At 58.0% G+C, this 19,851-nt stretch carries 16 protein-coding genes and 4 pseudogenes; 15 read left to right on the top strand and 5 right to left on the bottom strand.

The genetic code is table 11. The annotated features are described in order from the left end of the window. Positions 1-266 precede the first annotated feature (266 nt). Positions 267-1,568 carry a dicarboxylate/amino acid:cation symporter gene (locus AVCA_RS04285; protein ID WP_012699608.1) on the bottom strand — a complete coding sequence of 434 codons (1,302 nt, stop codon included), beginning with the start codon at positions 1,566-1,568 and terminating at the stop codon, positions 267-269. 112 nt (positions 1,569-1,680) lie between these two features. Next, positions 1,681-2,553 (bottom strand): alpha/beta fold hydrolase, encoded by an 873-nt coding sequence (locus AVCA_RS04290; RefSeq protein WP_012699609.1) that lies wholly within the window; start codon positions 2,551-2,553, stop codon positions 1,681-1,683. 260 nt (positions 2,554-2,813) lie between these two features. Between AVCA_RS04290 and AVCA_RS04295 the strand changes: the two genes are divergently transcribed. Then, on the top strand, positions 2,814-3,728 hold the full coding sequence (locus AVCA_RS04295; protein ID WP_012699610.1) for a LysR substrate-binding domain-containing protein: 915 nt from the start codon (positions 2,814-2,816) through the stop codon (positions 3,726-3,728). Positions 3,729-3,834: 106 nt separating this feature from the next. Here the strand turns inward: AVCA_RS04295 and AVCA_RS04300 are convergent, their stop codons facing one another. Then, positions 3,835-4,188, bottom strand: coding sequence for a type 2 periplasmic-binding domain-containing protein (locus AVCA_RS04300; RefSeq protein ID WP_236616347.1), 354 nt, complete (start codon positions 4,186-4,188; stop codon positions 3,835-3,837). Positions 4,189-4,235: 47 nt separating this feature from the next. Between AVCA_RS04300 and AVCA_RS25880 the strand changes: the two are divergent. The 5 genes and pseudogenes from AVCA_RS25880 to istB form a co-directional block, all read left to right on the top strand. Continuing rightward, positions 4,236-4,391 (top strand): annotated as a pseudogene (locus tag AVCA_RS25880) (NAD(P)-dependent alcohol dehydrogenase); the annotation flags it as partial. A 300-nt stretch (positions 4,392-4,691) separates the two neighbouring features. Further along, positions 4,692-5,382: pseudogene (locus AVCA_RS27215) on the top strand (IS701 family transposase). A 162-nt stretch (positions 5,383-5,544) separates the two neighbouring features. Beyond that, positions 5,545-5,763: a hypothetical protein gene (locus AVCA_RS27220; RefSeq protein WP_407919055.1), complete on the top strand. Its 219-nt coding sequence runs from the start codon at positions 5,545-5,547 to the stop codon at positions 5,761-5,763. Positions 5,764-6,346: 583 nt separating this feature from the next. Next, positions 6,347-7,372 (top strand): IS21 family transposase, encoded by a 1,026-nt coding sequence (gene istA, locus AVCA_RS04310; RefSeq protein WP_012699612.1) that lies wholly within the window; start codon positions 6,347-6,349, stop codon positions 7,370-7,372. Continuing rightward, complete coding sequence (istB, locus tag AVCA_RS04315; RefSeq protein ID WP_012699613.1) at positions 7,369-8,148, top strand: IS21-like element helper ATPase IstB; 780 nt, start codon at positions 7,369-7,371, stop codon at positions 8,146-8,148. The genes istA and istB overlap by 4 nt, the downstream gene beginning before the upstream one ends. A 52-nt stretch (positions 8,149-8,200) precedes the next feature. On the opposite strand, the pseudogene AVCA_RS04320 reads toward istB, so the two are convergent. Continuing rightward, positions 8,201-9,057, bottom strand: a pseudogene (locus AVCA_RS04320) (IS630 family transposase). A 115-nt stretch (positions 9,058-9,172) separates the two neighbouring features. On the opposite strand from AVCA_RS04320, the gene AVCA_RS04325 reads away from it, so the two are divergent. The 4 genes from AVCA_RS04325 (at position 9,173) to AVCA_RS04345 (ending at position 13,593) form a co-directional block, all read left to right on the top strand. Further along, a complete protein-coding gene (locus tag AVCA_RS04325) occupies positions 9,173-10,189 on the top strand; it encodes an IS110-like element ISAzvi2 family transposase (RefSeq protein WP_012699615.1) in 1,017 nt (338 codons plus the stop codon). A gap of 464 nt (positions 10,190-10,653) precedes the next feature. Then, positions 10,654-11,411, top strand: a protein-coding gene (locus AVCA_RS25725) for an IS5 family transposase (RefSeq protein WP_144061657.1) whose coding sequence is annotated in 2 segments (ribosomal slippage) — positions 10,654-10,969 and positions 10,969-11,411 — 759 coding nt in all. Because the reading frame shifts where the segments join, the coding sequence is not laid out codon by codon here. A gap of 367 nt (positions 11,412-11,778) precedes the next feature. After that, positions 11,779-12,714: a DUF4198 domain-containing protein gene (locus tag AVCA_RS04340; protein ID WP_012699617.1), complete on the top strand. Its 936-nt coding sequence runs from the start codon at positions 11,779-11,781 to the stop codon at positions 12,712-12,714. Between the two features lie 129 nt (positions 12,715-12,843). Continuing rightward, the gene (locus tag AVCA_RS04345; RefSeq protein ID WP_004543214.1) at positions 12,844-13,593 is read left to right on the top strand and encodes an IS5 family transposase; all 750 of its coding nucleotides are present in this window, start codon (positions 12,844-12,846) and stop codon (positions 13,591-13,593) included. Positions 13,594-13,842: 249 nt separating this feature from the next. On the opposite strand, the pseudogene AVCA_RS26690 reads toward AVCA_RS04345, so the two are convergent. Next, positions 13,843-14,036 (bottom strand): annotated as a pseudogene (locus AVCA_RS26690) (IS110 family transposase); the annotation flags it as partial. A 1,334-nt stretch (positions 14,037-15,370) separates the two neighbouring features. Here AVCA_RS26690 and AVCA_RS25900 point away from each other — a divergent pair. Genes AVCA_RS25900 through AVCA_RS24350 form a run of 5 tightly spaced genes read left to right on the top strand, consistent with a single transcriptional unit; the run spans position 15,371 to position 19,728 of the window. Continuing rightward, positions 15,371-16,072, top strand: coding sequence for a glycine-rich domain-containing protein (locus AVCA_RS25900; protein ID WP_139239967.1), 702 nt, complete (start codon positions 15,371-15,373; stop codon positions 16,070-16,072). Positions 16,073-16,123: 51 nt separating this feature from the next. After that, entirely contained in the window at positions 16,124-17,812 is a 1,689-nt protein-coding gene (locus AVCA_RS24340) for an ATP-binding cassette domain-containing protein (RefSeq protein WP_004543226.1), read from the top strand. Beyond that, positions 17,805-18,713: a JmjC domain-containing protein gene (locus tag AVCA_RS24345; RefSeq protein WP_157158204.1), complete on the top strand. Its 909-nt coding sequence runs from the start codon at positions 17,805-17,807 to the stop codon at positions 18,711-18,713. Before AVCA_RS24340 ends, AVCA_RS24345 begins: the two co-directional genes overlap by 8 nt. Before the next feature lie 3 nt (positions 18,714-18,716). Then, positions 18,717-19,097 carry a hypothetical protein gene (locus AVCA_RS25905; RefSeq protein WP_139239968.1) on the top strand — a complete coding sequence of 127 codons (381 nt, stop codon included), beginning with the start codon at positions 18,717-18,719 and terminating at the stop codon, positions 19,095-19,097. Then, entirely contained in the window at positions 19,087-19,728 is a 642-nt protein-coding gene (locus AVCA_RS24350; protein ID WP_232294634.1) for a thiol:disulfide interchange protein DsbA/DsbL, read from the top strand. Before AVCA_RS25905 ends, AVCA_RS24350 begins: the two co-directional genes overlap by 11 nt. Positions 19,729-19,851: the final 123 nt, after the last annotated feature.

Here is a 19,851-nt window from a genome sequence, read left to right on the forward strand (position 1 = left end):
TGTGGCAGGGGCGCTGCCTTGACGGCAGCCCCCTATGCCGATTAGTGCCTATTCGCGCGGAATGTCGTCCCTTTCGGATCGGTAACGCCGCGCTGGAGAGCGGCGCGTTTTCTCGTGGGCGAATAGCGCACCTGAATACCTTGGCGGCGAAGCGGCCAGCGGTTCGGGCTTGGCGCGCCGGCGCCGCCTCGCATGCTTTCCCGCGCTTCGGAAAATGGGGGATACGTCGGGTGGGGCGGGATATGATGATCCCGCCCCCTGGCAACTCACTCGCAATCGCCTTGCGCGGCGCCGGCAGCCAGGCGGGAGCGGCGTTTCAGGGCGATCGGCCCCATCCGCGAGCGGTCCAGTTCGCCTTCCCAGGCCGCCACGACCACGCCTGCCACGGCATTGCCGATGATGTTGGTCAGCGACCGGCATTCGGCCATGAAGCGATCCACCCCCAGGATCAGCACCATGGCTTCGACGGGCACCGTCGGCACCGTGGCCAGGCTCGCGGCCAGGGCCACGAAACCGGCGCCGACCACCGCGCCCGCTCCCTTGGAGGTGAGCATCGTCACCACCAGCAGGGTCAGTTGCTGTTCCAGGGTCAGCGGAATGTTGCAGGCCTGGGCCAGGAACAGCACCGCCAGGGTCATGTAGATGTTGGTGCCGTCCAGGTTGAAGGTGTAGCCGGTGGGCACCACGATGCCGACCACGCCCTTCGAGCAGCCGACATCCTCCAGCTTGCGCATCAGTTGCGGCAGTGCCGACTCCGAGGAGCTGGTGCCCAGTACGATCAGCAGTTCGGCCTTGATGTAGCCCAGCAGGCGAAAGATGCTGAAGCCGGCCTGCCGGGCGATGCTGCCGAGCACGCAGGCGACGAAAACGAAGGCGGTGAAGTAGAAGGTGCCGATCAGCTTGAGCAGGGGCACCAGCGAGCCCAGTCCGTACTTGCCGACGGTGAAGGCGATGGCTCCCAGCGCGCCGAGCGGCGCCACCCGGCTGATCATGCCGACGATACGGAAGAAGACTTCGGAAGCCTGGTTGATCAGCTCGGTCAGGGGCCGGGCACGCTCGCCGAGCAGTACCAGGGCGACGCCGAACAGCACCGAGACCATGAGAATGGGCAGGATTTCGCCCTTGGCGAAGGCATCGAAGAAGGTGGCCGGAATCGTGTGCATCAGGAAGCCGACCAGGCCCTCGCCATGCGAGGCCTGGCTGACGTAGCCGGAGACGGCGCTGGCATCCAGGCTGCGCACGTCGACATCGAAGCCGGCGCCGGGGCGCAGCAGATGGGCCGCCAGCAGGCCGATAAACAACGCCACGGTGGAAACCAGCTCGAAGTACAGCAGGGCCTTGCCGCCGACCCGGCCGACCCGCTTGACGTCCTGCATGCTGGCGATGCCGGAAACCACGGTGCAGAAAATGATCGGCCCGATGATCATCTTGATCAGCTTGATGAAGGCATCGCCCAGGGGCTTGAGTTCGATGCCGGTCCCTGGCCAGAAATGGCCGATCAGAATGCCGAGCACTATGGCAATCACGACCTGAACGTAGAGGGTGCCGAGCAACTTCTTGATTGTCATTGTTGTTGTCCTGGTAGTGCCGCGTTTGCGACGGGTAAAGGTTCCCCCCGGTGCGTGGCCTCGCGGCCGCGCACCCCGGATGAGAGCTATCGGGAAAGGGCGGAAGCCGGCTTCAGAGCAGGAAGGCGAGCGTCTCTTCGAGCAGCAGTTCGGGGATTTCCTCGGCCAGGTAGTGCCCGGCGGGCAGCGGCTTGCCGCGCACGTCGGCCGCCACCTTGCGCCACTCGGTCAGGGGATCGAAGCACTTGCCCACCGTGCCTTGCTCCCCCCACAGCGCCAGCAGCGGCATCTGCAGCCGCTGGCCGGCGGCCAGATCGGCGCGGTCGTGTTCCAGGTCGATGCCGGCGCTGGCGCGGTAATCGCCGCAGATGCCGCGCGCCGTGCCGGGGAGTTTCAGGCAACGCAGGTACTCGGCGAAGGCTTCGTCGCTGAACGGGCGCATGCCCGCGCTGCGGCTACCCATGACACTGCGCAGATAGAGTTCCGGGTCGGCCTCGATCAGGGTTTCCGGCAAGGGCGCCGGACGGATCAGGAAGAACCAGTGCCAATAGGCGCGGGCGAAGGTTTCCGTGGTCTGCGCGTACATCGCCAGGGTCGGCGCGATGTCCAGCAGGATCAGGCGGCGCACCGCGGCCGGGTGGTCCAAGGCCAGCCGGTGGGCGACGCGCGCGCCGCGGTCATGGGCCAGCAGGTCGAACCGGGAAAAGCCCAGGGTGGCCATCAGTTCGACCATGTCGCGGGCCATCTCGCGCTTGCTGTAGAGGTGCTCGGCATCCGCTTCGGGTTTGTCGCTGTCGCCGTAACCGCGCAGGTCGGCGGCGATCACCGTGAAATGCCGCGCCAGTCGCGGCGCTACCTTGTGCCAGATGACATGGGTCTGCGGGTGGCCGTGGAGCAGCAGCAGGGCCGGCCCTTCGCCGCCGATGCGGTAGGTGATCCGCACGCCATTGACCTGGCGCGCGTCTTTCTTGAAATCGGTGAACATGGTGGTCACTCCCTCATTGTCGCGGTCTCCATCCTAGGTGTTTGCCGCTGGCCATCAATGGTCGAAGCGTGGCGTGATCATTCATGAAACGTGCACGAATTTTTCCGTAATACCCGATTGGTCATCGAAGCATGAACGAAGCGGGGCCGGAGCCGTTCCTTCGAGGAGCGGCGATTCCTGGCGCGAAGAACGGGACTGGTCTCTGCCGCGGGCATGCTATCTTTCCTTTTCGTGCATCGGCCTGGCCATATGAGCAATGAATGAACACGATACGTGACCAATTGCCCCTGCCCGAGGACCTGCGGGTCTTCCTTACGGTGATCCGCAAGCAGGGGTTCGCCGCGGCGGCGGAAGAGTTGGGGCTGTCGCCGGCCTATGTCAGCAAGCGCATTCACATACTCGAGTCGACCCTCAAGGCCCGCCTGTTGCACCGCACCACGCGGCGCATCGCCCTGACCGAGGACGGCGAGCGCGCGCAGCGCTGGGCGGTGCGCATCCTGGGCGACCTCGACGACCTGTTCGACGAGTTGTCCCAGGCTCGGCAGACTCCGCGCGGCTTGCTGCACATCAGCAGTACCTTCGGCTTCGGGCGCAACCATGTGGCGCCGGCCATCTCGCTGCTCGCCGAGCGCTATCCGGAACTGGAGATACGCCTGGAGGTGTTCGACCGGGTGGTCGATATCGTCGGCGAGGGCTTCGACCTGGAGATCCGGGTCGGCGACGACCTGCCCGGCCAGCACATCTGCAAGCGACTGGTGAGCAACAAGCGGGTGCTCTGCGCCACGCCGGGCTATCTGGCCAGACGCGGCACGCCCGCCAGCCTGGACGACCTGCAACACCACGATTGCCTGGTGCTCAAGGAGCGCAACAACCCCTTCGGAATCTGGCACCTCTCGCGAAACGGCAAGCCCGCCAGCGTGCGCGTCAGCGGACCGCTGTCGTCGAACAACGGGGAAATCGTGCTGGAGTGGGCGTTGCACGGGCGGGGCATTCTGCTGCGCTCGCTGTGGGACGTGAAGCCGCTGCTGGAGCAGGGGCGGCTGGTGCAGGTGCTGCACGATTACAGCCAGAGCGCCAACGTCTGGGCGGTCTACCCGACGCGGCTGTCCAACTCGGCGAAGCTGCGGGTCTGCGTCGAGTTCCTCGAACAGCATTTCAAGGGGATTTCCCTGTAGGGCACCTCTGAAAGCGCAGGCGAGGCAGCCGGAGCATGGCATCCGCACCGGGCTGGCTCGGTCGGCACGGGTCGAGATCTTTCGCCAGAGCGCGAGTCGCTGGTGGTCAGCCGGCGTACTCGGCCAGCGTATCCAGCGGCACATGCAAGGTGCTGTTCGCGGCAAATGCTTCGAGCAGGTAATCCACCACGACCCGCACGCGAGGGGCGATCAGGGCGCGATGCGGGTACTGGATCACCATCTCATAGCTACCCGGATGATGCTGCGGATGCAGGACGACCTTCGAGCTGCCGGCCACCAAGTGCTCCCAGGCGAGGTGAACGGCGACCCGTGCCACGCCGATGCCGTCGCATGCGGGTTCGAGGAGGGTTTCCGGTGCGGAGAGCGTCAAGACCGCCGAGTCCGTCGGATCGAGCGTGGTGATGCTGCCGTCGGTTGCCCGGAAACTCCAGGCATCCACCGTGCCGCTCAAGAAGCCGGACGGGCTGGTGCGGAGAGGACTTCCTCATGAACACCTTCGGATATGCAGCGCATTCCGCGACCGGCGCGCTGGCCCCGTTCCAGTTCGAGCGGCGCGAACCGCGGCCCGATGACGTCGTGCTGGACGTCCTCTACTGCGGCGTCGGCCACACCGACTGGCACATCGCGCGCAACCACGGCGGCTAGCGGATGGGGCAACGCGATCCGGGCAGCCGAGGTCGTGGCCCGGCACTACGAAAGCCGGCGATCAGCTTGAAACCGGACCCGGCCTAGCACTACAGTTGCGTTTTTGCAGCTTATCTGTCCTGATGATCTTCCTTCTGGCGAGGAGATTTCAGATGACTCACGCTTCCATCGAAACCACTCATCGAAACCACTCTGGAGCTATGGGTCTCGTCGCTGCGGGACGTTAAGCAGCGCATCAGACCCCTGTTCACTCAGGAGCGCGTAGCCGCTTCTGCAGCCTTGTTTCTGGATGGCCTGTTGGGTGCCGAGCCACGCAAGACCGGTTGGATGCGTGCCGAGGCGGCGGGCGATCCCGGCCCCTGGCGACAACAGGCCATTCTAGGGCGCAGCCGCTGGGCGGCCGATGCCTTGCGCGATCTGGTTCGCGACTATGTGCTCGAGCAATTGGCCGACGACGAAGCCGTTCTGGTTCTGGACGAGACGGGCTTTCTCAAGCAAGGCCATACCTCTTGTGGCGTTGCTCGCCAGTACACCGGCTCGGCCGGCGATCACCAATTGCCAGATCGGTGTCTTTGCCGCTTATGTCTCGCGCCACGGACAGGCCTTCATCGACCGAGCGCTGTATCTCCCCAGGGACTGGACGGCAGACCCCGAACGCCTGGCCGCCGCCCATGTACCGAAGGGCATCGAATTCTCGACCAAACCCCGGCTGGCTCAGGACATGATCGAGCGGGCCATCGCAGCGAATACGCCGTTCGCCTGGGTGGCCGCCGACAGCGTCTATGGAGTGGGTCATCTCGAGACCGCCCTGCGACGTGCCGGGAAGGGCTACGTGTTGGGTGTCAAGGGCACCCATGCGGTCAAGGCCTGGATTGACCGGCCCTGGCTCTCCGGCACGGCCGAACAGGTGGCCCGGGCGTTACCGTCTTCGGCCTGGAGGCGCTGCTCGGCAGGCGAAGGCACTCAGGGGCCACGCCTGCACGAGTGAGCCTATCTGGAGCTGGCGGACCTGGAGGCCAGTGACTATGCCCCCTCCGCAACGGGCGTCTGGACACGGGGCCTGCTGATCCGTCGCCGTCTGGTTGACGGAGAACTGGCCTATTTCACCACCTGGGCACCGGCTGGAACCGCTCTGAAGAGGCTGGCCTGGGTGGAGGGCCATCGCTGGTCGATCGAGAGCGCCTTCGAAACGGCCAAGGGCGAGCTGGGCCTGGATCACAACGAGACCCGCTCCTGGCATGGCTGGCATCGCCATGTCTCGCTGGTCATGCTGGCCTTTGCCTTGTTGGCCCGGGTGCGCCATCAGGCCAACGCCCCGGCTCCCCCAAAAACCATCCAGCGGCTGATCGCCCTGACATATCCGGGTTGATCCGCTGGTCCATGCGGGAAATCCGGCGAATGGCTACCCGACTGGCACAACGGCAAATCGCACCGGATCACATCATGGCTTGGTCGCTCTGGCGCAGGAGACATCAGCACAGGGCCCAACAAGCACACATGAAAAGAAAAATGCAACTGTAGTGCTAGGGCCTGTTAACACTACTCCGCGCGGCCGCGACGGAGCCTGTTTTTGCGCGGGGTTAGGCGCGAGGAGAGAAGTTTGGTCATTCCAAACGAACGACGAGTAACGACGCTCCGCGCAAAAACGGGCCCGTCCCTGCGGGTTGCGCGGCAAATGGCGCCATGCGTCGTTGCGGGACTTGGCAAGGGAATGCCATTCCCTGCGTCCCGCGCCTCGCCTGGCGCCATTTGCCGCAGCAACGCGGCTCGCGGAGAGTAGTGTTAACAGGCCCTAGAGCATTTTTACCTTATCCCGATTCATATCCGGCGGCCTCGAAGTAGTGCCTGCAGTCCTGTGCAGAGAACTGTTAGCGCCGATGTAAAACTGACCCACCCCAGCGAAGTAAAATTGACCCACCTGGGCTAACGTCGCGGCCTTTTCGAGGCCGCCCATGTTGACCCAGGAGCAAGCAGTGGAGATCAGAGTATTAGCCCGTCAAGGGCACAGCATTCGGCAGATCGCCAAGATGCTGGGCGTGTCCCGCAACACCGTCCGGCGCTACCTCAAGGAGCCCACCGTCCCGCGCTACTCGCCGCGAGACCCCAGGCCCACCAAGCTCGACCCCTTCCATGACTATCTGCGCGAGCGGGTGAAGCAGGCGCATCCGCTCTGGCTGCCGGCCACCGTGCTGCTGCGCGAGATCCGCGAGCAAGGCTACCAGGGCGGCGCTTCCCAGTTGCGCGCCTGGCTGGCCAGACTCAAGCCGAGCAGGCCGGACGATGGCCCGGCGGTGCGCTTCGAGACCGAGCCCGGCCAGCAGATGCAGGCTGACTTCGTGGTTTTCCGCCGCGCCAAATCACCGTTGTCGGCCTTCGTCGCCACCCTGGGCTACAGCCGGATGACTTACGTCCATTTCGTGCCGGACGAGTCGTTCGACTCGGTGCATGACGCGTTGCTGCTGGCCTTCGACTACTTCGGCGGTGTCCCGCAGCACGTGCTGTTCGACAACATGAAGACCGTCGTGCTGGAACGCGATGCCTATGGCGACGGCAGCCACCGCTTCCACCCCGGGCTGCTTCAACTGGCTGACGATCTGGGCTTCCACATCCGCCTGTGCCGCCCCTACCGGGCGCGTACCAAGGGCAAGGTCGAGCGCTTTAACCGCTACCTGCGCGAGAGCTTCTACAACCCGTTGCACAGCCGGGTGAAGGCCGCCGGTCTGCTGGTGGATTGCGGCACAGCCAATCGGCTGGTCGGCGGCTGGCTGGCCGAGGTCGCCAACGTGCGCGTGCATGCCACGCTCGGTGAACGCCCGATCGATCGCTGGCGTCACGAGCAAGGCCAACTGACACCCCTGCCGCAGGCTCTGCGGCGGGCCTGGGGGCCGTTGCTGGGGGAGCGGCCAGGGCCCGTACCGCATGAGTCGTTGCAGCACCCGCTGTCGGTCTACGAGTCGATCCGGGAGGCCTGCGCATGAACCTGCAACACGCGCGCATCGCCGAACTGTGCCAGGCGCTCAAGCTCGAGCGCATCGTTGATCACTACCCACTGTTGGCCCAGCAGGCGGTCAAGGACGACCTGAGCTTCGGCGACTTCCTGGAGCAACTGCTGCGGCACGAGCACGGCTTTCGCCAGCAGCGCAGCCGCGAGTTGCTGACGCGGATGGCCTGCTTCCCGGCGATCAAGACGCTTGAGGAGTACGACTTCAGCTTCAGCCCCGGTGTACCCAAGGCCCTGCTGCATGAGCTGGCGGGCTTGGCCTTCGTCGAGCGCACCGAAAACATCGTGCTGATCGGCCCCTCGGGCGTCGGCAAGACGCACCTGGCCATCGCCCTCGGCTACCGGGCAGCACAGAGCGGCCTCAAGACCCGCTTCATCACGGCGGCCGACCTGATGCTGCAACTGGGCGCGGCCCAGCGGCAGGGCCGGCTGAAGACCTACCTCAACCGCGCCATCCTGGCCCCCCGACTGCTAGTGATCGATGAGATCGGCTACCTGCCGTTCGGTCGCGAGGAGGCCAACCTGTTCTTCCAGGTCGTCGCCAAACGCTACGAGAAGGGTTCGATGATCCTGACCTCGAACCTGCCGTTCAGCCAGTGGGCCGAGGCCTTCAGCGGCGACGCCACGCTGACGGCGGCCATGCTGGATCGGCTGCTGCACCATGCCCATATCCTCACCCTGACCGGAGAAAGCTACCGACTCAAGGACAAACGCAAGGCGGGCGTCATCCGCCAGAACCGTAACCCCGAGTGATCCAGGTGGGTCATTATTACTTCGGCAAATAAGGGCCAAGGTGGGTCAGTTTTCAGTCGGCGTTGACAAACTGCGCAATCGCCTCGCCAATGCTCTGCCACAGCTGCGGCACGGTCCGCGCCGCCGCCTTTCTCAGCAGTGCCTTGAGCTTGGAGAAGGCCATCTCGATCGGGTTCAGGTCGGGGCTATAGGGTGGCCGGTAGCGCAGTGTGGCTCCTGCGCCTTCGATGGCCTGGCGTACCCCCGCCACCTTGTGGGCCGGCAGGTTGTCCATCACCACGATATCGCCGGGCGTCAGCTCGGGTACCAGAACCTGCCCGACATAGGCCAGGAAGACCGGGCCGTTCATGGCGCCATCGAGCACCAGCGGCGCGCTCAGGCCATCCAGCCGCAGGCCGGCGGTAAAGGTCGTGGTTTTCCAGTGGCCGTGGGGGATCGCGGCCCGGCAGCGCTCGCCGCGAGGGGCCCAGCCTCGCAGGCGGGCCAGGTTCGTCGCGGCGGCGGTTTCGTCGACGAAGATCAGCTTGCGCCAATCGAAACCGGACTGCTCCTCGATCCATCCCTGTCGGGCGGCCTGAACGTCCGGCCGCTGCTGCTCGGCCGCCTGCGCGGTCTTTTTTTGAACGTCATGGCGTGCCGGTCGAGAAACGTCCACACCGTCGCCAGGCTGACACGGACGCCACGCTCCCGTTCGAGGGTCGCGGCGAGTTCGGCCAGCGTCAGGTCGGGGGTCTGCTCGAGCAGGCCGAGCAGATAGTCCGCATGGGGATCGAGCCGCAAGCCCCGGGGCTTGCCCTGTCGGCGGGCGACGAGTTCCCCGCCTTCCCGGAAGCGCCGCACCCAGACGATCGCTGTTGCCGTCCCGACGTCGAATCGCTCGGCGGCCTGCCGAGCCGATAGCCCACCCATGGCCGCGTCGACGACGCGCCGGCGAAGGTCAATGAAATGGACTCCCCCCTCCTACGGCGTCAATGCACCAGACTGAAGTTGCTGGAAACAGCAGTCACCAGAGGAGAGCGTCCCCATGAAACTCAAGCGGATAGGCGTCGATTTGGCAAAGCAGGTGTTCCAGATTCATGGCGTCGACAGCCACGAGCAGGCGGTCTGTCGCAAACAGCTCAAACGCTCGCAAATGCTGGACTTCTTTCGTCAACTCGAACCCTGCACGGTGGCGATGGAGGCCTGCGGCAGCTCCCATTACTGGGCGCGCGAGCTGAGAGTCCTGGGACATGAGGTGCGACTGATCGCACCGCAGTTCGTCAAACCCTACGTCAAGAGCGGCAAGAACGACGCCAATGACGCCGAAGCGATCTGCGAGGCGGCCAGTCGACCGAACATGCGTTACGTCGAGGTGAAGAGCGCCGAGCAGCAGGCCGGCCAGGCCCTGCACCGGATCAGGAGCCGCCTGATCCGGGCGCGGACGGCGCTGGTCAACGAGATTCGCGGGTTGCTGGGCGAGTTTGGCCTGGTCGAGAGCCGGCACGGCGTGGCGGCTACCCGCCGACTGGCACAGGCGGCCTTGGCGGATGCCGAGAACGGCCTGCCGGGCCAGATGCGCGGGTTACTGGTGGAGTTGCAAGGCGAATTGGTCGAGCATGAAGCGCGCTTGTCTCGTCTCGACGAAACGATCCAGCGCCAGGCTCGCGAGGACGAGCGGGTGGAACGCCTGATGCTGGTCGAGGGCATCGGTCCGATCACGGCCACCGCCCTGGTGTCGGCCGTGGGCGATGCTCGCCAGTTCCGCAGCGCCCGGCAGTTCGCTGCCTGGCTGGGGTTGGTTCCTCGCCAACACTCCAGCGGCGGCAAGGAGCAGCTGGGCCCGATCAACAAGCGAGGCGATACTTACTTGCGCACGCTGCTGGTTCACGGAGCCCGAGCGGTGCTCAGGCACTGCCAGGACAAGGCGGATCGACGCAGCCAGTGGCTCCAGCGCTTGCTGTGTCGACGCAACCCGAACATCGCCACGGTCGCTTTGGCGAACAAGAATGCCCGGATCGTCTGGGCGATCCTCAGTCGGGGAGATTGCTATCAACCTGGCTGAAAATAAAATCGCAGGCTGCACAGCCTGCAAAATGTTGAGCAGTAACCAGTAGATCCACCCCGATTGCACAGTGACATGCAGCGATGACGAACCGGTCGAACCGGCATGTGTAAAGCCTGCACAGTGCGTCGGCCCCCTGCAAGCAAGGCCGCTAGATCAATCAGGCACACATGAGCGGATTTTCATCATGGCTCGGGGCAGCCAATGCCTCATCGGAAGCCGGATATACGCAAGCAGTCGTACCTACGTTCGTCGGCAGGGCAAATCACTGGCAAACCGGGGGGAGTCCATATACGCACTGTATGCCCGAGCCATTCTGGTCTCCTTGTCCGAGCGGGAGAGGAGAACCGAAATGACCAGGAAGAGCAACCCCTGTATGTCGAATTCGTATTTTCTAAAAATGCTCTAGGGTCTGTTAACTCTATTTACTAGAATGCAGCAAAACAGTGTTGAGACCGAGTGCCATGCAACTGACCGCCGAGCAATTCAAACAAATCGAAGGCTTGTTGCCGCGCCAACGCGGCAATGTACGCCTGGGCAACCTGCAAGTACTCAACGCCATCCTGTATGTGGCAGCCAACGGCTGCAAATGGCGCGCGCTGCCCGAACGCTATGGCAACTGGCACACCGTCTACACCCGCATGATGCGCTGGAGCAAAGCCGGCGTGCTCGATCGTGTTTTCGAACAGTTGCAGCGCCAGCGACTTATGCAGATACGCATCGAGGCCATCAGCCTCGACTCCAGTATCGTGAAGGTGCATCCGGATGGTACGGGCGCGCGAAAAAAAACGGTCCTCAAGCCCTCGGTCGCAGCCGCGGCGGCTGGAGCACCAAACTGCATCTGGTTGCCGCGGATGATCGCAATGTCGTGACCTGGAGCCTGACGGCGGGGCAGGCTGGCGATGCCCCCGAAGGCAGGCGCTTGATTCAGGCGTTGGGACCTCACCACGGGCTCGTGGCTCTGTTGATGGACAGTGCATACCAAGACAATGCCACGCGCGAGCTGGCTTGCGGCCTGGGTTTCGTGCCGGTGGTGCCACCCAACCCCCGGCGGCGCCAGCCGTGGGAGTATGACAAACCGCTCTATCGCCGACGCAACGGTATCGAGCGGCTGTTTCGACGACTCAAGGCCTGGCGCCGCGTGTTCACGCGCTACGACAAGCTTGACCTCATGTACGCCGCCTTCGTCACTGTGGCTCTTATCGCTGAGGCCCTACGGTAGTGTTAACAGGCCATAGTCCAGTTTCCTTTGACAGGAAAGCGGTAAAACTTCTGACTGCACAGGGGGTGTCCGCCCGGCTCCTGTCATAGGCGTAGAGGGCATATCCCTGTTGCAGCCTGGGTAGGCGCTTGACGGTCCTTATCGGTGATGAGACCGCTTTGGCGAGAATGTATATTATCGGTAAAGTTTTCTCATCAATTTCGGATCTTCCCTAAAATCCGTTTCCGTTCAAGGCGCTTCCAGCCTGTTCCGGAGCGAGATTTTCCTTTTGTCCGGCCGGGCAGGGTCGAACGGCAAACCTTCCAGGGCAACAGCGGACCGACCGCTTTGCCTTGCAATCGACATTTTGAAAAAGGACGTTCTACGCATGAAACCCAATCTCAAATGGGCCTGCCTGGCCTTTGCAATCTGCCTGCCCCTATCGGCTGAAGCGCACCGCATCTGGATGCTGCCGTCCAGCACGGTATTGTCCGAAACGGATACCTGGATCACTGTGGATGCAGCCGTCTCCAACAACCTGTTCTATTTCGACAAAGTTCCGTTGCGGCTGGAAGGCATCGGCAAGCCGCCGCAGCCTGGACAAGCGCCTGGACAGGGAAAGGCTTCCCAGCCCAGACAGGCAGCGGCTCAAGGTAAAGGTCCACAGCCAGTGGCAGGCGGGGGCCGCTCTCCGAACAAACTGCAGATCACGGCGCCGGATGGCAGCAGCGTTGCGCCCGAGAATGGTCATGTCGGCCATTACCGCACCACCTTCGATGTCCACCTGACTCAGAAAGGCACCTACAAGCTGGCGATGCTCAATAATGGCAGTCTGTTGGCAACCTGGAAAGAAAATGGCCAGGTGCGCCACTGGAAGGGCAAACGCGAGGATCTGGCCGCCCATGTTCCGTCCTTGGCCAGTGAACTGAAGATCGGCCAAGGCGATTCCCGCCTGGAAACGTTCGTCACCTTGGGTCAGCCGACCGAAACCGTATTGAAACCCACCAATTACGGTCTGGAACTGGTACCGATCACCCATCCGAATGACCTGGTCGCTGGAGAGTCGGCCGAATTTTACTTCCTGCTCGATGGCAAACCCGCGACAGACCTTGATGTCATCATTATCCCCAGCGGTCAGCGTTACCGTAACGAGGCGAACGAACTCAAATTCAAGACCGATGCTCAGGGCAAGTTCAGCGTTACCTGGCCGAGTGCCGGTATATACGGGCTACATGCCGATCTGACCACCCCTGAAGGTGCCGTCAAACCGGCGACCGAGCGCTTCGCTAGCTACAGTGCGACGCTGGAAGTCCTGACGCCCTGATTCCGTTCATATCCGTTGGAGGAAGGGGCTTTCGCTAGGGGCTGTTGACGTTTCGAGCCAGAGGCGTTGATGAAGAAGAGCAAACCCGCAGAATTCAGGCTCCCAGCCCGATAATCCCGCGAGTTTGCAATGCCCCGCTTGATGCTCAGTGACGAACTCTGGTCGAAGCTGGAAAACGTGCTGCTTCAGCAAGCCATTTATCACAAGCCGGATCTGCGCATGACGGTCGAGGGGATGCTCTGCCGGATGCGCGCCGGCTGCCCCTGGAGAGACCTGCCCAGCGCCTTCGGGCGTTGGAGCTCGGTCTACAAGCGCTTCAATGCGTGGTCGGCGGCCGGCAAGTGGCTCAAGGTTTCCCAGGCGTTGATCGAGGAGCCCGATCTCGAGTGGGCCTTCATCGATGGCACCTACGTGAAGGCCCATCAGCACAGTAGCGGTGCTGCCAGCGATCAGCCCGAGGCTATCGGCAAAAGCCGCGCGGGACACACGAGCAAGATCCACCTGGCCGTCGATGCGCATGGCTTGCCGGTGGCTTTCGAGATCACCGGGGGCAACGTCAACGACTGCACTTCGGCCCCCGAGTTGATTGCGCAGTTGCCGTCTGCCGAGGCGATCGTGGCCGACAAGGGCCATGACAGCGAGCGCATCCGCGAACAGATCGAGGCGCAGGGCGCACGGGCAGTCATTCCCCGAAAGCGCAACTCGCTCAAGGGCAATGGCGATCTGGACCGGGGGCTGTATCGCTACCGGCATCTGGTCGAGAACGCCTTTGCACGGCTTAAACATTACCGAGCCGTAGCGTTCCGCTACGACAAGCTGAAGCGAAATTACGAGAGCATGGTAGCCATGGCCTGTGGGTTTCTATGGCTCCTCATGTGAATCTATGGTCACCCCTGTTTTTGCAATAGAGATCAACGATGGGTGTTGGCTTGCCTAAATCTATCCGGCGTCTAGTTGGAGCATGCTCCGCGCCACGATGAGAGTCGCGCCCGTCGATCCTGAAAACGTCATCGGCATCGAATGCCATTTCACATGTCAGGTTCTTCGCCAGGCCGCTGTGCCGTTCACGTCATCAGTCGTTCACTATCGCAAAACCGAAAGGATGTTTCTGTACGGTGCAGCTTGGGATCAAGCGGGCAAGGTGTCCGGACCGGCGTCAAACCGCGTGTGTTTCGTGGCCAGGGCCCAGGCGATCCGAGCCAGCTTGCTGGCCAGGGCGCAGGCCACCATATTGGAGTGCTGGCGAAGCTGCAGGCTCCCCGCACCCATTCAGCCAGCGCCCCCCGCTGCCGGTCGAGATGACCTCTGGGCATATAACAGCGCTCGTCCGTTACGCGCGCTGAAAGGGCGTACGCCGATTGGCTTTATCCTGGAACAATGGCATAAGGATCCGCAGCCTTTCAAAGGCGATCCTGGCCATTACTTCTCGGGACTAAACACCTAGGGCAGCCTGGTCAAGAACATGCAGGGGTACATCTACGACTTCGGCATCGTGATGGGCCTGATCATCTGTACCGTCGCGTTCCTGCTGGTGGGCCAACGCCTCGATCGCCTCGTTCAAGGGGGCCCGCGCCCGTGAGGAGTGGGGTAAATTCGCCACCACCGTGTGCCTGGTCGTGGCGGTCATCTGGCTGGCCACCGAGGCGGCACCGATCCTCCAGGTCGCCTGACTGGGAGGTGGGATGGCCCGGACGATCGACTGGATCCTGGGCAACAAGGTCAAGCAGGCGGCCACCGCGACCGCCTGGTAGAACGCAGCCGCCTCGTCTCCCGACCCCACCATCGCCCAGGCCGAACAGCAGAAAGGCAACAACGGCCTGCCCTGGGTCGGTGGCCAGAACCATGGCGGCAAGGGGCAGAAACCCATCCAGCCGGTGGGCGATACCGTCCGGGCCGGCTACAACATCCTCCACAGCCGCACCAACCCCGCTGATACCAGCCCGGTGTCCGGCGGAGGCGGCGGCTGGGGATCGGTTCCGACCAACAGCGGCCCCTGGTCCGGCGGCGGTGGGTAGGCGGGGAGCACAAGCGATACGCACCGATCCAGATTCGGCCTTGCTGATCCATCGCATGGCCCATGAGCTGGTCTAGATTCAGCTCCTTGCAGTGTATCGCTTAACGGGGTGTGCCTTGGGACTGGGCAAAATGATTGGCAAATATGGAGCGATAGTACTAATAATCTTCAAAAAAGCTTGCCGTATATTACCTCCTAGAGATCGTATGGGGTCTTAAAAGTCCTAAATATCAATCAATTATCATGCTCTGTCTGGGGCCTAAGCAGCCAATTATCTATTGAAATAATAAATGATTTTTCTTCCCTTGATTGTCCTGTGTTCTTATTTAGGTCCAGCAAGTGAGCTATGGTTCGTTATCTTCAAGGCTGTAACTCGCGCTTCTCATCTTCTACAGATTGTCATGCATAGTCTGGCTGGAAATAAAAAGTAACATTTGTGAAGGAATTTTTAGATACTGGTTTTGATTTTTTATTTACTTAAGTGCATAGTGCTGGTCAATGGTTCTATTGAATGCTTCTCATTATCAAAATGCAGATATCAGCCTGCAGTTATCTACCTGTAATAGTGCACAATTTAGGATGTGATTGTGCTGTGGAAGAAAGTGTAAGCGAGTAACCTCAAGGAAATAAGAAGGAATGCAAATGAAAAATACTGCAGTCAAACACCGGGCTGGCACTCTGGCGACTCCGGATTTTGCTATGCTTATGGCCTATAAAAACGAAGATGTCTTATATAAATTCCAAGACGCTTGGCGCGTTGATAGGGAAGAAGCCGAAGATATCTTCACCGAAATGAAAAAATTCCTATATGTCGCGTGTCTCGCTCAGCAAGAGTGCTTCAATATGGATATTGAAGAGCCCACCTTGATGATCGATGAAATGTGGCACACATTTATACTTTTTACTCGTGACTATGAGGCTTTTTGCTTAAAGTTCTTCGGTGGCATGGTACACCATGTGCCTTACTCAAAGACTGAGCTGAAGAAAAGCATAAATAATTTAAGCTCTCAAGGTATTACTTTTGGTCAGGCCAAAGCACAAAAAATGCGTAAACAGCTTGATTTAATCAAGGCTACTTTGGGTGAAAAGACCCTCATAAAATGGTACTCTGAGTACGCTACGCGCTATACTCGCGAAATGATGGTTAGTCTGCGACGTCCAGTCTTCCATGAAGATACTACATATGCGGCAAGCACACTTACTCCCGCTAGTATGAGAGAGAAAAGTTATGATGATATGGTAAAGGCCATAATCAACACATATGCGGCCAGCTTCTATTGTGGTGGTCAGAGTTGTGGTGCTTATTGTAGCTGTAATTCGAACGTCCAACAATGTAACGTTTAATTAGGCCGCCCTCTTTCTCTGCGAAGAGGGCGTTGCTCAAAAGGAATAAACGTGAAATTTATTTTTCAGCGCATTGCTAGAAACCAAATGCTAGCAATAATTTTGGTATTTCTTACGCTTTTGGGCGCTTTTTGCAATGTTGGCTTTGGTTTGTTAATAAAAGCCACGATTGATACGCTAAGCAGCGCTTCAAAAGACTTGAATACGCTTATCATTTTTTCAGTTTTATTCGTGTCGATCCGCTTTCTTACTCCGATGGTACATGGGGCTAAGGAGTTCGTTTGCTCTAAATTGTCTGATGAAGAAGAAGCGCATCTGCGACACCAAGCCTTCAGAACATTGCATAATTTTGATCACGATTATCAGGTTGCGAAAAATACCGGTGATGTTATTCGTCGTGTCCAAGTTGGTCTGAGTGCTTTCAAGTCCATAACTCGTGCGTTATTTCTTAATGTTATGCCTGTAGCGCTGGATGTTCTATTGATCATCGGCATTGTCACCTACTTCTTTGGTCTAGGGTATGCAGCAGTAATCGCTAGTGTTGTCGCCGCGTACTTGAGTATAGTGTTCTACTTTACTAACCGTCGTATGTCATTCCTCGCAGAGGTATCTGATACAGATAGGGCACTAGCAGCTTTTACTCATGACAGCTATTTAAACCAGGAAAGCGTCAGGCTATTTATTCCGATTCAGGATGAGCTGAATCAACACTGGCAATTTATTGATAGATACTTGAGTGCCCAGCAAAAATCTAGGCGTAATTTATATTGGCTGACTACCTTGACGTCAGTGGTCTCCGCTTTGGGCTGCTTATTAATTCTGATATGGGGTAGCCTGAGCATTACTCACCAGATGATGACCATCGGTGGTTATCTGATGCTTACCGCTTACTTGTTTCAAATCTTTCTACCTTTGAATTCGCTGGGTTTGTCATTTAGGCAGATCAAGAAAGGTCTGTATGATATGACACAAATGAAAGATATTCTTGATCTTGCGTCAGTCGAGTCGGAGCGCAATATCGATCTGCATATTAGACCAGGGGCACCAATACTATTGCGTTTTGAAGATTTATCTTTGCAGTCACGCGACGGCAGCGAGATATTTACTAAGCTTCAAGGTACATTGCATCTTAATGGGCTTGCATTTGTTGTAGGGAAAAGTGGTATTGGCAAGTCTTCTATAGTAAGGATGCTATGCGGTCTCACCAAGCCTAGTTTTGGTCGTTTAACTATTAATGGTTATGATTGTCAGCATTTAAGTCAGGAGTCTATTCGTGCAAATATGGCTATCGCCAGCCAGGATGTTGTACTGTTCAATTCTACTCTGAAGCAAAATCTCTTGGTGGCCAATCCAAATGCCACTGATGATGAGTTGCTGATAGTATTAAATAAAGTCGGTCTCGGCTATCTATTTGATGATCAACGCGGTGGACTTGATTGTCAGGTAGGAGAGCGCGGGCAGAAAATGTCTGGTGGTGAAAAGCAGCGTATCAGCTTAGCTCGTGCGCTCTTGAAGAGTGCTCCGCTAATTATCCTTGACGAGCCAACCGCGGCGCTTGATTCGGAAAATACTAAAAATATTAGGTTGCTTATTGACGCAGTTGCTCAGAATGCATGTCTGTTAGTGATTACCCATGACACTTCGCTCATTAAGGAGGAAAGCGATAATGTATACGAACTTTCGACTGTTGGGCTCAAACCCATTGGAGTCAGCACATGTCCCCGATCCACTGTTGAGTAAGCACGTTTCTGAATTGTTTGCAGATAGCCATATACGTGATCAAATTGGAAAAGGTATTATTCATTTCTCAAACAACCCCTTAGATACATCAGAGCTTCTGACTTGGGAAGCGCTCAATACACTTCTTAGTAGTGATCTTATTGACCATCCTCGATTGAGAGTAATTGCTAAAAAAAATCTTTATAGTCGAGGTTATGCTGGTTTTATGGGCTATGGAGTCACTGAAACCGGTGATCTTATTCCAAGCATTCGCCCTAAACGACTGTTGCAAGCACTGAACGACGGTTGTACCCTCGTTCTTGATCGCTGTCATAGTTATTTTCATTCCATCGAGACGATTCGTCGTTCGCTAAGCTATATTTTTGATTGTCGTACTTCCGCCAACCTATACGCTTCATGGACAGAAGAACCAGGCTTTGGACTGCATTACGATGACCACGACGTCGTTGCTCTACAAGTCAGTGGTTCAAAGTTCTGGACCTTTCACGCTCCGACCCTGACAGATCCGTTACCTGGACAGAAAAGCTTTAAATACGATGCACCAACGACACCGCCGATAAAAGAGGTAATGTTACGACCTGGGGAGCTGGTCTATGTACCACGTGGCTATTGGCACGATGTGAAAACTATGGATGCACCTTCCTTGCATGTTTCTTTTGCTATACCACGACTGCGGTACCATGACATAGCAAAGATTATGCTGGATACCCTGCTCAACAAGCCCGAGTTTAGGCAATCTCTTCCATTGGAAGAAGAAAATCAGATGTTGGATGTTATACAAACTGAAATTCTCAAATTATTCAGTACTAATGATTTTGCGGCTTGGGCAAAGGCCCTACGGTGCTTCGCTATCGCCGATCAACCCAAAGTTAATTTGCCAAAACTAACATTATTAGAATGAATCATGGATGATCTTAAAAAAAATCGCATTGCTTGGCAGAACGCTTATATCGCAGCCGACACTGAAAAATTGCAATATATGGAAACAGAGGATTTTTCCGTCACCGTTGGAGGGAAAACCATACTGCGTAAAGAGCGCTTTCAACGTATGCGCGGCGCTAATTTTAGCGATCGCTGGAGTTCACGGAGTACTCGGTTTGTAGATTACGATTTAATGCTGGAGCGTCGCTCGGGTAGTCTTGTTGTAATTAATGCCAACTCTGCGGTGTTCGAGGGAGATAAATTAATTGGCCGGATTCAGGCAGTGGAAATATGGGTGTTGGTTGATGGCAATTGGAAAGTTCAAAGTCTTGCATACGATAGTTTGCCAGAAAATGAATGGTGAGAAGTTGTTATTTTGTTGTTTTATTGCTTTTTTGGCGCTTGTCGGAAATGGTGTTAATGCTAATGAGTATGTGGAGGGACGGCATTACAAAACTTTGTCAGCAGATATTGAAGGCTATCAAGATAAAGTTGTAGAGTTTTATAATTTTGCTTGTGTTTATTGTTTTCGAGCGGAAGGCGGTGTTGCGTATCTTGAACAGCATCTACCTGAGAACATCCAATTAACCCGTTTGCCATTGGTTTTAGGCAAGGGCGAGCGTTTTAACTCTGCAGCCTATGTGGGTTGGATCGCTGATGAGCTAGGCTATATGGAAAAGTATCGTCACTACTTGTTCCAACTGGCTCGAGCGCCGCTCCCGTGGGAAATCAAGCGTTATAATCGACTTTCAAGTATGGAAAACGTGCGTACGCTGTTTATGGATATGGGTACAGATGCAAAAATATACGAAGCAGCAGTTAAGAGTGCCAAAGCTCGCATCGAAATAACAGAAGCATTAGCTCGACAGCTCAAGATTACTTCAACTCCTGCCTTTCTAGTTCGAGGGAAGTATCTGGTACAGGGTATGCGCTCTAAGCCGTTTGCCGAATTCATGATGGCGGATCTGATTTTACATCTTGCGATAAAGCCATGAAAATTAGGCTCCGGAATACAGCATGGATTATGCTCTGCTTAACTGTTGCTGCTATGGCATACATCCTGTAATTCTACAGGAAGTGTTACATTTGAAATCATGCTCTTAGTGCATAGCCTAGGG

Source organism: Azotobacter vinelandii CA (assembly GCF_000380335.1).
GTDB classification, from domain to species: Bacteria; Pseudomonadota; Gammaproteobacteria; order Pseudomonadales; family Pseudomonadaceae; genus Azotobacter; species Azotobacter vinelandii.

Bases quoted from the DNA above. Each gene is read 5' to 3' on its own strand.
- AVCA_RS04285 (WP_012699608.1), bottom strand. From the start codon at position 1,568: ATGACAATCAAGAAGTTGCTCGGCACCCTCTACGTTCAGGTCGTGATT.
- AVCA_RS04290 (WP_012699609.1), bottom strand. From the start codon at position 2,553: ATGTTCACCGATTTCAAGAAAGACGCGCGCCAGGTCAATGGCGTGCGG.
- AVCA_RS04295 (WP_012699610.1), top strand. From the start codon at position 2,814: ATGAACACGATACGTGACCAATTGCCCCTGCCCGAGGACCTGCGGGTC.
- istA (WP_012699612.1), top strand. From the start codon at position 6,347: ATGTTGACCCAGGAGCAAGCAGTGGAGATCAGAGTATTAGCCCGTCAA.
- istB (WP_012699613.1), top strand. From the start codon at position 7,369: ATGAACCTGCAACACGCGCGCATCGCCGAACTGTGCCAGGCGCTCAAG.
- AVCA_RS04325 (WP_012699615.1), top strand. From the start codon at position 9,173: ATGAAACTCAAGCGGATAGGCGTCGATTTGGCAAAGCAGGTGTTCCAG.
- AVCA_RS04340 (WP_012699617.1), top strand. From the start codon at position 11,779: ATGAAACCCAATCTCAAATGGGCCTGCCTGGCCTTTGCAATCTGCCTG.
- AVCA_RS04345 (WP_004543214.1), top strand. From the start codon at position 12,844: ATGCCCCGCTTGATGCTCAGTGACGAACTCTGGTCGAAGCTGGAAAAC.
- AVCA_RS25900 (WP_139239967.1), top strand. From the start codon at position 15,371: ATGAAAAATACTGCAGTCAAACACCGGGCTGGCACTCTGGCGACTCCG.
- AVCA_RS25905 (WP_139239968.1), top strand. From the start codon at position 18,717: ATGGATGATCTTAAAAAAAATCGCATTGCTTGGCAGAACGCTTATATC.
- AVCA_RS24350 (WP_232294634.1), top strand. From the start codon at position 19,087: ATGAATGGTGAGAAGTTGTTATTTTGTTGTTTTATTGCTTTTTTGGCG.